Raw genomic sequence first — 15,316 nt, 5'->3', positions numbered from 1 at the left:
GTAACAAACAGGGTCTACAATTTTAGCAACGCAAACACTGCTATTTGGCTATGCGATTAATTAAAACACCTCAAGGCATAAAACTCAGTTACCAAGACGAAGGCGCTAAAAAAGCCCCCACAATCATACTTGTTATGGGTTTAGGCGCACAAATGACCGTGTGGCCTGACTCGCTTTACTACACCTTAGTAAAAAAAGGGTTTAGGGTTATACGCTTTGATAACCGCGATACTGGCCTGTCTACCCACTTAGAGCATCACTCTAGCCCGAGTTTATTTAAATCGTGGTTAAGTAAACGCCTGCCCATACGCACTCAAACGCCCTATTTACTTGATGATATGGCAAACGATGTATTAGCGCTTATGGCGGCGCTTAAAATTAAAAAAGCGCATTTTGTAGGTGCTTCTATGGGCGGTATGATTGCTCAACTCATTGCGGCTCAGCATAAAAAAAAGGTGCTAAGTTTAACCACGATTATGTCAAGCTCAAGCTTACCCCGCCTTAGCGCTAAAAGCATTGGCGTATTTATAAAGCTTGCCAAATTAAAGCCCAAAACATCCAGCCTTGATGAGGCAATAAACTACAACATAAAACTTAATCAACTTATTGGCAGCCCCGACTACCCTCAATCAGAAGACGCACTTCGTCAACATGCAATACAAATTGTAGAACGCGCGCATAATCCAAATGGCTACAAACGCCAACTGATTGCTATGGCTGCGAGTAAAGATAGACAACATTTAATTCGTAAAATTAAAACACCCACTTTAGTAATTCATGGCAGCGATGATGTAGTAATACCCGTAAGTGCAGGCAAAAAAACGGCAAGCCTTATAAAAAAAGCCAAGTTAAGAGTAGTCCCGGGGATGGGTCATAACTTTGCGCCAGAACTCATGCCGCTTATGACAAAGTGGATAGTTAAGCATGTAAAAAAATCGCAGCGCAAACATCAAAATAAAAAACGTAAAAAACAAAATCAACAAAATCAACAAAATCAACAAAATCAACAAAATCAACAAAATCAACAAAAAACCACATTGGTATAACCAAAAGAGCACTATAAAAATTACATAAATACAAAATTGGTAATGTTGATATTCTAAATTGGTATGTTAGATTAAAGTTAAGCGACGTTAATATCGTTCATTTTAAAATCATCACACAGAGACAACAATGAAAAATCTAACATCTACTTTTAAACTCACAGCACTGGCTGCTGTTACCCCTTTGTTATTTATGGGCTGTGCCAGTACTACTACACCTGTTGATAGTAATGTCGCAGTACCTGCGTCAAAATTTGATTTATCACAATGGAAAATTAACGTTCCTGTCGATCTTAATAACGATGGAAAAATAGATACAATCGACGTTGAAGAGATTCAAACCTATGCACACCCTGATTTTTTCTACCTTGATGATCAGGGCTATATGGTATTTACCTCGCCAAATAAAGCGCTTACCAGCGCCAACTCAACCAATACCCGCAGTGAGTTAAGACAAATGATCCGCGGCACAAATACCAAAATAAAAACTAAAAATTCAAAAAATAACTTTGCCTTAGCTGTACACCCGCTATCGGAGCGTTTTGGCTCGGTAGGCGGAAAAATGGAAGCCACCCTAAAGGTGGATCATGTTGCACTGCGCGCTAACGATCCTAATAAAAAAGCTGCGTATTCTGTAGTTGTGGGGCAAATTCACGCAGGTAAAGATCAAGCCTTAATCGACACAAAACTAGGTTTTGGCTGGGGTAACGAACCGCTTAAAATTTATTATAAAAAATGGCCAGGGCATAAAACCGGATCTGTTTTTTGGAACTACGAGCGTAACCTACCAAAAAAAGATCCTAACCGTACCGACATTACATACCCTGTTTGGGGTAACACGTGGGAAAACCCAAACGATCCCGGTGCGGCAGGCATAGCGCTTGGCGAAGACTTTAGCTACACAGTAAACGTACATAAAAACGTGATGTACTTAACCTTTAGCGCACAAGGCAAAAAAGACGTTAACTACGCAATTAACTTGGGCAATAACGTAGATGCCTATGGCAAAGTAGATGAAAAAGATCACCCTAATGGCTATGCTGCCGATTGGCATTACTTTAAAGCGGGTGCTTATAACCAATGTAGCACCAAAAGTGCTAAAGGTATTTGGTACCCAGGTTGTTTAGGCACTGGCGATTGGGCCACCGACAAACAAAATGGTGATTACGCCCAAGTGAGCTTTAAAAAATTAGTATTAAGCCCGTCAACTAAGCCGTAAGGGTTGTTGTCGTTAAGTAGTTTTTAAGTGATGTAAACAGTGGCGATGGTAAATTATTAATATCGCACCAACGCCACTGCATACATTTATTTGGCTCGTTTAGCACAGGCTCGCCGCCTTCGTAATCGGCTTTTACGTATAAAGTAATGTAGTGTTTATTGTCAGCACTAAAAATATCGTTAGTAAAATCAAGCTTAGTAATTTTACTCACATTTAACCCTGTTTCCTCAAATACCTCGCGTATTGCGCATTGCTCAACACTTTCACCAAACTCTAAATGCCCGCCAGGCGTTGCCCATGTATTTGCACCATGTGCACCTATTCGCTCACCTAATAAAATAGTGTTTTGGCGCATAATAATAACCGCCACGCCTACTCGTACTGTGTTACTCATAAATTATTTTCACTTATTTTAATCGCACGCCATGCTGCGCTACACGCTTTGTATTGTCAATTTTGTATTTTTAAACCCAAATTGTTGATTAACTTTTAGCCGACCATAGTCGAATACCTATCGGTTAAAAAAAAGCCTACCTTTTGTAGGGTCTCTCACACACATTTAGTATTAGGAGCCCATGATGTTAGGCCCATATAAACAACAATACGAAAGCTTTAAACAAAACCCAGCACAATTTTGGCTTGAACAAGCAAAGCGCCTACCTTGGTATAAAAAGCCTGAACACGCCTACACACAAGACACTGACGGCCTTTACCATTGGTTTGATGATGGCCAACTAAACACCAGTTTTTTAGCGCTCGACCAACACGTTATTGCCGGGTTTGGCGAGCAAACCGCGCTTATTTACGACTCCCCCGTTACCAACACGCAGCAAAAGTATAGCTACTACCAGCTACAGCAAGAGGTAGCTAAATTTGCCGGTGTAATGCAATCGTTAGGCGTTAGTAAAGGCGACCGTGTTGTTATTTATATGCCCATGATCCCCCAAGCTGTAATTGGCATGCTGGCCTGCGCCCGATTAGGTGCTATACATTCTGTGGTATTTGGCGGCTTTGCAGCACATGAACTTGCCATACGCATTAACGATGCAAAGCCTAAACTCATACTAAGCGCTTCGTGCGGTGTAGAGGTAGATAACGTAATAGAATATAAACCGCTGATTGATCACGCCATAGATCTTGCCAATCATAAAATAGATCACTGCGTTATTTACCAACGCGAACAAGTAGCTGCCACGCTTATCCCCTCAAGGGATATTAACTGGGATGAGGCAATGCAAACAGCCACTGCAGTGGAACCAGTGCCTGTAAGTGGCAGTGATCCACTTTATATTTTATATACATCAGGCACCACAGGTACGCCTAAAGGCGTAGTGCGTGAAAACGGCGGCCATGGCGTTGCTATGCACTACAGCATGGAAACCGTTTACGGTATGCAGCCCGGCGACGTGTTTTGGGCTGCCTCAGACATAGGCTGGGTAGTTGGGCATTCATACATAGTGTATGCACCGCTAATTTATCGCTGTACAACAATATTATACGAAGGCAAACCAGTTCGCACACCTGATGCCAGTGCATTTTGGCGTGTAGTAGAGCAGTACCAAGTAAATGCATTATTTACAGCGCCCACCGCCTTTAGAGCCATTAAAAAAGAAGACCCAAATGCAGAGGGCTTTAAACAATACAACACCCGTAGTTTAAAGCGCATATTTTTAGCAGGCGAGCGGCTCGACCCGCCAACGTATAGCTGGCTTAAAGAAAAAACAAAGCTGCCCATACTCGATCATTGGTGGCAAACAGAAACCGGCTGGGCTATAGCCTGTAACCCCGTAGGCATAGAAGAATTAGTAACAAAACCAGGTAGCTCAACCGTGCCAACCCCTGGGTTTGATGTGCAAATATTGAATATGCAAGGCAAGCAATGCGCACCAAACGAGCAAGGCGTGGTGGCTATAAAATTGCCACTGCCACCGGGTTGCTTGCCCACCATTTGGCAAAACACAGCGCGCTTTAAAACCGGTTATTTATCTCAATACCCAGGCTACTATCTTTCCGGCGATGGTGGTTACATAGATGACGATGGCTACTTATTTATAATGGGACGTACAGACGATGTTATAAATGTTGCAGGCCACAGGCTTTCAACCGGCGAAATGGAAGAAATAGTCGCATCCCACCCCGCCGTTGCTGAGTGTGCCGTGTTTGGGATTACCGATACACTAAAGGGCCAATTGCCGATGGCCATGATCGTACTTAAAAACGACTTTACCGGTTCCCCTACCGATGTAGAGCAAGCGCTTGTGCAAACAGTACGCAACCAAATAGGCGCTATAGCCTGCCTTAAAACAATAGTAAGCGTAGAGCGATTACCAAAAACTCGTTCAGGTAAAATACTACGTAAAAATTTGCGCCAACTAGTCGATGGCGACGAGCTACAAATACCATCAACCATAGACGATGCCGGTATTTTTGACGAAATAAATCAACAACTCACCCAGCGCTAAATCCAACCTAATAAAGCCATTTTATATTTATATAAAGTGGCTTTTACTGAAATTTATTCCTTACTTGTACTTTCTTACTTAATACTAAGAACATTAAACAGGAATGTGCATGCCTCGCTTATTACAAACACTACTTGCCACCAGCCTACTATTTATGGGTTTTATGGCACAAAGTTACCAAATAGAAGATTTAGGGGATGGCCTTCATCGCTTTATTGACGACAGGCATCGTTCGGTATTCTTAATTACCCCACAAGGCGCAATCGTTACCGACCCACTTAATAAAAAAGCCGCCACATGGCTAAATAAGCAAATTGAAACGCGTTTTAATGTGCCAGTTAAATATGTTGTTTATAGCCATAACCACAGTGACCACATTTATGGTGCTGAAGCATTTAAAAGCCCGCATACAACCTTTGTTGCACATAAACTCGCTGCGCAAGACATAAAAAATACACATATGACCACGGTTATGCCCACCCTCACTTTTGATGACGAGTTGACTCTTAATTTGGGCGGTTCAACTGTAAAGCTTAATTACCACGGGCCAAATGATGGAAGAGGCTCTGTAAGCATGCTGTTCGAAAAGCAAAAAACCTTATTTGTTGTTGATTGGATAGTCATTGGCAGAATGCCTTGGCAAAAACTATGGAGCTACGATATTCAAGGTATGATTAACTCAACCCAAGCGGTACTCCAATATGACTTTGATACTTTTGTGGGCGGGCACGCTGATGTTGGAAGTAAAGCGGATGTAGCACGTTATTTAAGCTATATAGAGCAGCTTTATAGCCAAGTAACCGCAGGTGCACTTGCAGGGCAAAGCCTAAAGCAAATAAAACAAAACGTTAAACTCGATGAATTTTCAGATTTAAAGCAATACAAAGCGTGGCTGCCACTTAATATTGAAGGGGTATACGAGCGTTTAATGGAAGAATCTGGCATGGGTTGGCGCAGCGATTTATAGGCTTTGAAACCGGTCTTTTTTCAAATTAAACATTAAATACAAAGGCATTAGGGCGCTACTGCCTTTGTAATCCCCCCTTTTTACACTTCCCTTACGTTTATTGACAGCACTATACAAAAAAAGGTTTATCTTAAAGCTGACAAAAAGCCGAAAGAGGATAAATACCTATGAACTTATCTTTAAAAATTATTGGTATAGCAACTATGGCAATAACCATGAGTGGGTGTACTGTCTATCAAAAAGCACCAGTGGTGCATAAACCTTATAAAAAAACGGTTAAAGTGGTCGCTCCTTTACCGGTTGCTGAGCACAACTCGCCTAACATCATAATAGTTAAAACAAAACCGGCAAAAAAAGCCTGCACTAAGCACAAAGATCATTGGCACTGTAAACGCTAACTAACCACTATGCGGTAGCAAGGTTATTTATAATGTTAAATAACCCCACATTAGGGCATGTGACCTTTGGTGATTGGATTTGCAGTAGCATTATTGTTTTTTTAGGCAAGGCAAGCCTAAGTAGTATGATTATTCCCTATAAATAAGCTATGACGCAACATAAAACCAAACATGCGCTACCATTTAGCGCTCAATCTACTAAGTTGAACACGCCCTAGCTAAAGTCAACCACAACCTCATAGCGCCCTGGTAGGTCGTTTACCTCATAAAACCAGCCATGTCGCTTTATTACTTTTTCACTTAACTGCAAACCAAGCCCGTAACCTATACTGGCGTTTTTTGTGGTGTCGTCAGTTGTAAAAGTTTCCTCGTTTTGAGTGCTGCAATTTACTACCGTAACCTTGCTGCCTTGTTGCGTAATATGCACCTGCCCATTTTGCGTATGCTGATAAGCGTTACGAATTAAATTAGTTAGCACAATATGACAAGCTGTAGGCTCCGTACTAACTACACTGTGTTGTTGGTCTGAACTTATAAGTACAGTAACCTCTTTAGCATTTAATAAATAACCAAGTTCGTTACTTAATGTAGTTATTTTTTCACTGAGATCGACCTGCTCAATTTCACCTTGCTGTTCATCACCTCTGCTAAGCCAAAGTAGCGTATTCGTTAAATCGCTCATGGTTAAACCGGCGCGCTCTATTCGCTCGAGGGTAAGCTGTTGTTTATCACTTAATGGCGCTTTTTCGCTTAAACGATTGAGTAGCTCAACATTGCTACGAATAACCGAAATAGGCGTACGCAACTCGTGACTTGCATAGCTTAAAAAGCGCTGTTCGCGATCTACACTTTCGTGTGCTGAAAGCAAACTACTGCGTATTAGTGTGGCCAGTGTATTTAGTTCGTTGTAAGTAAAATCCGGTGGCGTTTGTTGCAAATTAGCTTGGCTAAGCGATTTAGCCCACTTTTTTAATGACTCAATTGGCTTAGCTATTTTTTTCATAATCATAAATAAAAAAAATGCAAACAATGTAATAGCTGCAAGTGCCGTTAAGGCTACCCAAAACACCCTTTGTATTGGCTTTTTATCAGTGACTTGTTTTTTGGGGCGCTCTTTTTCGAGCATGATGCGCGATACATAACGCGACTCTCCAGCTTCGTTTTGATAATACACGGCAAAAAATAGGTTTTCGGGCATCGAAAAAAAAGATGGCTTGTCGGCTTTCTTTTGAAGTACACCATTATGAGTTGGTTTTATAAATCGTTGCTTTATCTCCTTTGGCATATCTTCCCAGCGACTCGCTATGCTAAACCCAACCATTTCAATTGGTTGCCCATCTTCAACCTCTGCCGTTTGCGAAAGCGCAAACATAACACCATTTAAGCCTTTATCTAAACCATCAACAAAATAGTTAACACTCAAAAAGGAAAAACCGATAGCCATAATCGAACTTAATACCAGCATGCTGGCAAAAAAATAAAGCCTCAAGCTGGGTCTTATTTTCATTGTGCATCTCCCTGCACTGTTTTTATCGCAAAGCCAATATTGGGGATGGTTTCTAGCTTTACTTGCTGGGTCGCAGCTTCTAGCTGCTTGCGTAAGTGGTAAATATGCACTTTTAAACTATTACTGTCGGGCTGCTCTTCTCCCCAAATGGCTTGCATAATGACACTACGTGTAACTGGCTGTGGCGCTTCGCGCACGAGCGTTTCAAGTAGCTTAAAAGCAATAGGCGAGAGCTTTAAAGTAATCCCCTCTACCATGGCACAGTGCTTGGCCAAGTCTAACTGTAAATTGGCTAAAGTAAGGCGTTTTACCTCACCGCTTTTACGCTTTGCGAGTACTTGCACCCGTGCTACCAGCTCTTTCATGGCAAAGGGCTTTACTAAATAATCGTCACTGCCGGCGGCAAAGCCTTCTAGCTTATTATCAAGGCTATCGCGTGCTGTAAGCATTAACACGGGCGTATTTTTGCCTTGTTCACGCAACTTTTTGCACAGTGTTAAGCCGTCCATTTTGGGCATATTAATATCGAGAATAATCATTTGGTATTGATTATTCTCTATTAAATTTAGCCCCATTACACCGTTACTTGCATGGTCACACGATATGTCTTCTATATCGAGATAATCAACAATCGTAGTGGCTAGGTCTATATCATCTTCAACCAGTAGTACGTTTATCATTAAGAGGCGGCTCCTTGGGTACGCTTACCACTTAAAAAGTGTAACACATTGGTAAGTAGGCGCTTAATGTCTGTTTGAATCATTAATAATGCAGGTATAAGGATGAGAGTAATCACAGTGGCAAACAAAATACCGTAGCCTAATGATGCCGCTGCAGGGATTAAAAACTGCGCCTGCAAAGAGGTCTCGCTTAACAGTGGGATCAAGCCTGCGTACGTTGTTACTGAGGTAAGCATTACAGCACGCAAGCGGCTTGTACACGACTCAACAATAGCATCGTGCGTGTTCATACCCTCTTCTTTTGTTAACTCGTTAAAGCGCGAAACAAGTAATAAGCTGTCGTTTACTACAACTCCACTTAGCGCCAAAATACCGTTGAGCGATAAAATACTAATGGTTAAGTCGTTCCACCAATGACCTAAAATAGCCCCCACAATACCAAATGGAATAGCCACCATAATTAGCACCGGTTGAATATATGATTTAAGTGGAATCGCCAACAACACGTAAATAACCAGTAATGCCGCTATAAACATGGAGCTCATAGAGCCTGTGGTTTCGTCTTGCTCTTCGGCTTCGCCTGCAAAGTGAATACTTAAGTTTGGAAACTGCGCAGTTAACTCCGGTACTAAGTCGCGGGTTAAGCTGTCTACTAATTCATTAGGTGCTATAACATTTTTATCTACTTGGGCACTTAAATAAATAGCACGTAGGCCGTCGATACGGGTTATTTCATCTTGTTGGTATTCGCTACTAATACTTGCTACGTTAACCAGCGGTACAATTGTACCATCGGGCAAACGTATACGAGATTGCATAATATCGGCAGGTGTTTTACGGGCGTTTTCAGGATAACGTACACGTACTTTAATTTCGTCTTTATTGCGCTGGTATCGCTGTACAATCGCTCCACCAAAGGCTTGCAACACTTGCTGTGATAAGCTTGCGGTATCCATACCTAGTGCGCGCCCTTGTGCATTAAGGGTAAATTTAAGTTGCGGTTGCCCTGGGTTAAAGTTGTCGTCTATACCATTAACGCCTGCAATACCTTCTAAGCGCTCTTTAAAAATAGCGCCTGCTGCCATAACGGTTTCGTCATCCCACGCTTTTAGCTCTACTTTAAAGTTATCGACCATTTTGCGCGTGGCTAATACTTGTAGTTTTTTACTGCCCTCGGGAGTACCTGCTACACGCTGCCATTCTTGTGCAAATTCGGTCGCGGTAAACTCACCTTCATTTAATAACTCAACACTTACAGAGCCGCTGGTATCGCTGCTACTTAATACTTGTAAACTAGTAATTTCGCTTTCTTGTGAGTCATACTTATCCATTAAATTTTGCTGTGCTTTTAAGGCACTTTGCTCAAGCGCTAACAAGTTTTTATTAGTTTGCCCGTAAGCCACATCATTTTGCATAACCAGCTCAGCACTAACAGTATCGCCAGGAATACTTGGGAAAAATCCCACTTTAACCGTACCAGTCATTGGCATGCCTATAACCAATATAAAAAAGGCAATAAACGCAGCCACTACTGCATACCTAAAGCGCAGTGAGTATTCAATAACACGGCGATAGATATGCGCACTAAACCAGTTTAAGCCACTGTCTGCGCCGTGTTGTACTTTAGACCATAAACCACTAATGCCCGATTTAAGCTGGCGTTTGGTACTAATATGCGCCAAATGAGAGGGTAAAATAAGCTTTGACTCAACCACTGACAGCAACAAACAAATGGTGACCACGGTTGCAAATTGCGCATATATTTTACCTAAATTCCCCGACACATTAGAAAGCGCCATAAATGCAGCAACCGTCGTTAGTACACCAAAAATAGTAGGGACGGCTACTTTCATAGTGCCTAAAACAGTATTATTGAGCGTATCACCATGCTTTTTACGAGTCGTGTAAATACTCTCCCCGACGACCACGGCGTCATCCACTACGATACCCAGCGCCATAATAAAACCAAAGGTGGTCATTTCGTTAATGGTAAGTGCGGTATAGCTGTCGGTCATAAAATATAGCGTACCAAAAAACACAAATGGCAAACCACCAGCAACCCACAAGGCAACGCGTACGTTCAAAAATATGGCTAAAATAACAAACACCATAATAATACCGGTTACGGCATTTTTGGTGAGCAACGATAAGCGCTCAGTGATCATAGTGCTTTTATCTTGCCAGCTTTCAAGCTCTACATTTTGCGGCAACAACCCGCGTTCGTGCCATTTATCAATGACACTTTGTGCTTGCTCAACAATGCTGGTTATATCGCTATTTTCATCCATAAGTATTTCAATACCTATGGCATTTTGTTGATTATAACGACTTAGTGAGTTGGTATCCTCAGCAAAACTGTCGGTAACAGTTGCTACATCTCCGAGTTTAATTTGCGCGCCAGCAGGCGTTGTAAGTAAAACGATATCAGCAAAGTCACGCTGCCAATAAGCTTGCTCAGCTGCTTTTAAACGAATAATCTTATTACTATCACGTAGACTTGTTGAAAGCGGACTTGATGATTCGTTATTAATCACTTCGCTTACATCACTGATAGTTAAGCCGTAGGCTTGTAATTTACCTTCGTCGATTTCTATCGACATCATAGGATCTAATACACCTGACTGCGTAACGTCACTTATTCCTGACTCAGCAAGTAAATCGGCTTTAAGCTGTTCACCTAAGGTTTGTAACGTATGACGATCGGCATCACCAAATAATTGTAACGATAATGCGTGATCTTGCCTACGAGCTTTATCTATAACAGGTTGCTCGGCATCTACCGGAAAGTTGTTTATAGCATCAACTTGGGTTTTTACATCAGTAAGTAGCTCATCAAGCGAGTAATCCGTTTTTTTCTCAATACTTACATGGCTGCCACTAGCATCTGATGTTGAGGTAATACGCTTAATACCGGGTACGGTTTCGAGTGCTTCTTCTACTTTTAGGGCTATGCCTTCTTCTGCTTGCAGGGCATCACCGCTATCATAAACCACAGATACCGAAATGGTATCAGGCTCAAGGCTAGGAAATGCCTCTTTACGTAAGGTAGATAAAGACATAACCCCCATAACAATAACACTTATCAGTAATAAGTTGGCAGCCACTGAGTTATTTGCAAACCAATTAATAATGCCATGCAGCGGGTTATGTGAGTTAGGCGATTGTGGTGCTTGATGCGGGCTCATTATGGCATCTCCTCAACAATGGGGTTTACCCGCATTTCGTTTAGGTAGCTCACTAATGGGCGCGCCACTACACGTAAATTACTTTGCCCATCAATTGGCGATATATAAACATAATCATCGCGCTCAAAAACCTTATTTGCAGTGGTACTTACTAATGTATTTTGTTCACTGACATACCAAATTAAGCCTTCTTGTGAAATAGCCGATGCTGGCAGTTTAATAACATTATCAAGCGTTTTACCGGCAATTTGTACCGCTAAAAAAGTACCGGGTAACAAAGGAGTTGCTTGTTCAAAAGGTTTATCGAGGGCAACTACTACGCTGCGCTGGCGTGAACTATCATCAAGGTGCTGCTCAAATCGTGCAATATAACCTTGCCACTGATTTTGGGTTGTGACATCACTTAAAATAACCTCTTTGCTTTTATCACTTGCTAGGTTTTGCCACTGATTCAATGAAAGCGGCACGCTAATCTCTACTTTGTCGGTACTGTTTAATGTAGCGAGGGTATCGCCAATATTTACGTATGTTCCAAGGTCAATATCGCGAGACAATACCACAGCATCAAATGGCGCACTTATATGGGTGTTTTTCTCATCACGCTGGGCGGTTTGCAGTGCATATTGGGCGTTATCAAGTGTGGCTTGTGCGGCCTCTAGCTGAAGCGTTCTAAATACCAGTGGCGAGCTAGGTGCTTGTGTTACCCCTGAGCGTTCCCACTCCCGCTTTGCTTGGCTTCCTAAATCTTGCTCTTCTTGTAACGCTAATTTTGCATCAGCAAGTGCGGCTTTAGTACTTGCGAGGGCTTGTAGGTATTCGGTGTTATCAATTTGTGCAAACTCTTGGTCTTTAGCAATTAAATTACCAGTGGCAAATTGCTCACTCATATTGATGACTTCGCCTTTAACTTGCGCTTTTAACGTTAATGTCCAGTGTGCTTTTGCTTCACCGTGGCCACTAACATATGCCTGATAAGTACCGGGTATCGCGTTAATTACCGACACATTCGGTGCTATAGCATCAACTTGAGCAGGTTTAGAGCCACGTGCTTGCTGCGCAATTTTATGACTGTTATATGCCACAGCAATCCCTATAGATACCACTGCAATAAGGGTTACAACAACAGGTATTGGGGAAATTTTCATGATGATACTCCAAGGCCTAAAGCAAGACCTAAATCGATACGGTTAGTTAAAAGAGTGTAATTTATTTGGCTAAGCTGAGCTTGCAGGTCGTACACTTGTTGTTGCACGGTGAGTAAGTCTAAAATATCAACCAAACCTTGTTGATACTTACTTTGGTAATTACTAAAGCTGCGCTTTGCGCTGGTAAGTGCTTTGCTTATTTGAAGTTGCTGCTGCGTTAATGACTGCTCTTGACCCAACGCGTTTTCTACTTCGTTTACCGCACTGAGTAGCGTGTCTTGGTATTGCCAATAAGCTTGCTCAGCATTGAGTTTAGCTACATCAACTTGCGCACGCAGTGCTCCGCCTTCAAATAATGGCGCACTTAAGCTGCCTAATAAATTCCACACAGGGCTTGTTAACAATACTTGGCTTGGTGTTGTGGCCAAATCACTCAAAGAAGCTGAAAGCGAAATACTTGGCAGTAAGTCTTTGTAGGCCACATCAACTAAATAACGTTTTGCTTGAATATTATAATAAGCACTTTGTAAATCAGGCCGGCGTGCTAAATCTTGCACTGGTAAGGCGCTAAGTGGCTCAATAACGTCAGGAAACGTTGATGTTGTCGGTAAGTTTTTAAGTTTATCAACGCCTACTAATAAAACGAGTGCTCGTTTAGCTTGGGCTATTTGCTCTTGGTAATCGGCAATAGTGGCTCGGGTAGAGGCGGTATTGGTACGTGCGGTATCTAAAGCCTCTAAATCGCCTAATCCATATTGGTAACGCTCTACGATATTTTGTTCGTTATTTTCTAAAACCGTTAAACGCTGCTGCTCTATGTTGAGTAAATCTTGCTGCAAAATAATATTTAAATAAGTACGAATGACACTTGCTACTAATGTATCTTTAGCGCTTTGATATGCTGCTTGATTACTGGCTATGTTCATATCTTGCGCGGCCACATTATCTGCAATTTTTTGCCACACGTCGGCCTCCCAGCTCACACCTACCGATGAACTGTACTGCGTGCCGGTAGTTTCATTGCGCTGTGCATCAAAATCAGCACTAACGCTAAACCACTGGCTTGCAGCAGTGACATCGCGCTGCGCATAAGCAAGTTTTAAAGCAACATACACTTGATTAAATGATGGGTTATTTGCAACGGCTTGCTCTATAAGCGCATCAAGCCCCGCTATATTCACTAAATCAGTAATATAACTCACCTCGGTTGCATCATCTTGTGTGTATTGCCAATTTGAATGCTGCTTTAGCGATTGCTCGGTGCTATTACCTGTATAGCTTGGCTGGCTACTACACGCGGCAAGCGTACAGCTAAGTGCAAGCAATAAAACTGTTGAGTGCTTTTTAAAATAAACCATTTAATTATGCCTAATTTACATCATTGCACGCAGTATATTAAGGCGAGGGTTAAGAGTGGGTTAACAGGGATTAATCAAAAAATAGTAAGGTAACGTTTACTGCACTCCTCTTTGATAATATATTAATTTACACTATTTTTTATAAAAAAAATTGATAATGAATATTGCCCATTTAAATCTATTTGTCAGAATTGCTAACACGCATAATATTAGCCTTGCAGGAAAAGAGCTTGGGCTTTCTGCTGCGGTATCTAGCGCACAAATGAACAAACTCGAAGAAACCTTAGGCGTTAAGTTAATGCACCGCACCACCCGAAAAGTGTCATTAACCGAAGAAGGGCAAGCTTTTTTACCTCATGCTGAAGAAGTGTTAGCTAATGTAGAATTAGCCCGTGCATCGGTCGGTATTGGCAGTATTACGCCGCAAGGAAAATTACGCATCACCGCCCCAGCCTCATTTGGACGAATGCATATTATTCCTGCGTTAGAAGGGTTTATTACTCAATACCCCGATCTAACTATAGATTTGCGCCTAAGCGATAGCATTATTGATATGGTGGCTGGAGGGTTTGATATAGCAATACGCGATGCCGCATTGGAAGATTCAACACTTATAGCCAAAAAAATAACACGCGATAAACGCTTAATTTGTGCCTCCCCTAAGTACCTTGCCAAGCATGGCACGCCTAAAACACCACAAGATTTAAAAAATCATACCTGTGTTAATTTGCATAGCTTAACAACATGGTCGTTCAATACAGACCGAGGTTTACAAAATATAAAAACTAACAATGTATTACTCGCTGATAACGGTGAAGCTGTGCGCGACGCTTGCGCTCAAGGCTTAGGTATTACCTTAATGTCGAGCTGGTGTGCGTATAAAAAATTACAACGTGGCGAACTAGTACAAATTTTAGAAAACTACCCACTTGCATCCGACACCGCTATTTGGAGTGTTTACCCTAGTTCGCGTTTATTAGCGCCAAAAGTAAGGGCCTTTATAGACTACTTTAGCGGTTACTTTGGTGACGACCCCTACTGGGAAAAAATATAATTATTTAACCGTAAAATATAAAAGCACAAACCTAGGTTTGTGCTTTTTGCGTTTTGAACTCTAATTATAAGGAGCTTTATTAGGTAAACCTTGGGCAAGTAAAAACAGCAGTAATTAACTTGTACTTTTATACTTTGTATTTAATCGTGTAATTTTATTGAATAACTTAATAACCACGCTCAATAATGTTAATTAAAAGCCAGCCATGCATCTTAGACATATCAATAACTCTTTTAAAACTTTCATTTTATTTGCACAATTTATTGCCATACTTAGGTACACGAAATTAAACAGTATT

12 protein-coding genes are annotated in these 15,316 nt (G+C 41.6%); 6 read left to right on the top strand and 6 right to left on the bottom strand.

Translation table 11 applies throughout. The features are described from left to right. Positions 1–50: 50 nt before the first annotated feature. Together CWC16_RS10960 and CWC16_RS10955 are read left to right on the top strand one after the other, a co-directional pair. Positions 51–1,046 carry an alpha/beta fold hydrolase gene (locus CWC16_RS10960; RefSeq protein WP_138541570.1) on the top strand — a complete coding sequence of 332 codons (996 nt, stop codon included), beginning with the start codon at positions 51–53 and terminating at the stop codon, positions 1,044–1,046. A gap of 127 nt (positions 1,047–1,173) precedes the next feature. Then, positions 1,174–2,262, top strand: a complete 1,089-nt coding sequence (locus CWC16_RS10955) for a polysaccharide lyase family 7 protein (protein ID WP_055018433.1) — start codon at positions 1,174–1,176, stop codon at positions 2,260–2,262. Here the strand turns inward: CWC16_RS10955 and CWC16_RS10950 are convergent. Next, the gene (locus tag CWC16_RS10950) at positions 2,252–2,656 is read right to left on the bottom strand and encodes a nucleotide triphosphate diphosphatase NUDT15 (protein ID WP_055015074.1); all 405 of its coding nucleotides are present in this window, start codon (positions 2,654–2,656) and stop codon (positions 2,252–2,254) included. The genes CWC16_RS10955 and CWC16_RS10950 overlap by 11 nt on opposite strands. Before the next feature lie 184 nt (positions 2,657–2,840). On the opposite strand from CWC16_RS10950, the gene CWC16_RS10945 reads away from it, so the two are divergent. The 3 genes from CWC16_RS10945 to CWC16_RS10935 all read left to right on the top strand — a co-directional run bounded on the left by CWC16_RS10945 (position 2,841) and on the right by CWC16_RS10935 (position 6,089). After that, entirely contained in the window at positions 2,841–4,724 is a 1,884-nt protein-coding gene (locus CWC16_RS10945; protein ID WP_138541586.1) for an AMP-binding protein, read from the top strand. 109 nt (positions 4,725–4,833) lie between these two features. After that, positions 4,834–5,691, top strand: coding sequence for an MBL fold metallo-hydrolase (locus CWC16_RS10940; protein WP_138541569.1), 858 nt, complete (start codon positions 4,834–4,836; stop codon positions 5,689–5,691). Positions 5,692–5,858: 167 nt separating this feature from the next. Continuing rightward, positions 5,859–6,089 carry a hypothetical protein gene (locus CWC16_RS10935; RefSeq protein ID WP_138541568.1) on the top strand — a complete coding sequence of 77 codons (231 nt, stop codon included), beginning with the start codon at positions 5,859–5,861 and terminating at the stop codon, positions 6,087–6,089. 214 nt (positions 6,090–6,303) lie between these two features. Here CWC16_RS10935 and CWC16_RS10930 read toward each other — a convergent pair whose 3' ends face one another. Genes CWC16_RS10930 through CWC16_RS10910 form a run of 5 tightly spaced genes read right to left on the bottom strand, consistent with a single transcriptional unit; the run spans position 6,304 to position 13,964 of the window. Next, complete coding sequence (locus CWC16_RS10930; RefSeq protein ID WP_138541567.1) at positions 6,304–7,596, bottom strand: sensor histidine kinase; 1,293 nt, start codon at positions 7,594–7,596, stop codon at positions 6,304–6,306. After that, positions 7,593–8,276 carry a response regulator transcription factor gene (locus CWC16_RS10925; protein ID WP_138541566.1) on the bottom strand — a complete coding sequence of 228 codons (684 nt, stop codon included), beginning with the start codon at positions 8,274–8,276 and terminating at the stop codon, positions 7,593–7,595. Before CWC16_RS10925 ends, CWC16_RS10930 begins: the two co-directional genes overlap by 4 nt. Then, positions 8,276–11,461 (bottom strand): efflux RND transporter permease subunit, encoded by a 3,186-nt coding sequence (locus CWC16_RS10920; RefSeq protein WP_171037646.1) that lies wholly within the window; start codon positions 11,459–11,461, stop codon positions 8,276–8,278. Before CWC16_RS10920 ends, CWC16_RS10925 begins: the two co-directional genes overlap by 1 nt. Then, complete coding sequence (locus CWC16_RS10915) at positions 11,461–12,606, bottom strand: efflux RND transporter periplasmic adaptor subunit (RefSeq protein WP_138541564.1); 1,146 nt, start codon at positions 12,604–12,606, stop codon at positions 11,461–11,463. Before CWC16_RS10915 ends, CWC16_RS10920 begins: the two co-directional genes overlap by 1 nt. Then, on the bottom strand, positions 12,603–13,964 hold the full coding sequence (locus CWC16_RS10910; RefSeq protein WP_138541563.1) for a TolC family protein: 1,362 nt from the start codon (positions 13,962–13,964) through the stop codon (positions 12,603–12,605). The genes CWC16_RS10915 and CWC16_RS10910 overlap by 4 nt, the downstream gene beginning before the upstream one ends. A gap of 157 nt (positions 13,965–14,121) precedes the next feature. On the opposite strand from CWC16_RS10910, the gene CWC16_RS10905 reads away from it, so the two are divergent. After that, positions 14,122–15,018, top strand: coding sequence for a LysR family transcriptional regulator (locus CWC16_RS10905; protein WP_138541562.1), 897 nt, complete (start codon positions 14,122–14,124; stop codon positions 15,016–15,018). Positions 15,019–15,316 lie beyond the last annotated feature (298 nt).

The sequence above is a fragment of the Pseudoalteromonas sp. S3776 genome (assembly GCF_005886915.1).
In the GTDB taxonomy this organism is placed as follows: domain Bacteria; phylum Pseudomonadota; class Gammaproteobacteria; order Enterobacterales; family Alteromonadaceae; genus Pseudoalteromonas.
The sequence above is the reverse complement of the archived record's forward strand: the minus strand, read 5'-3'. Positions and strand labels throughout refer to the sequence as shown.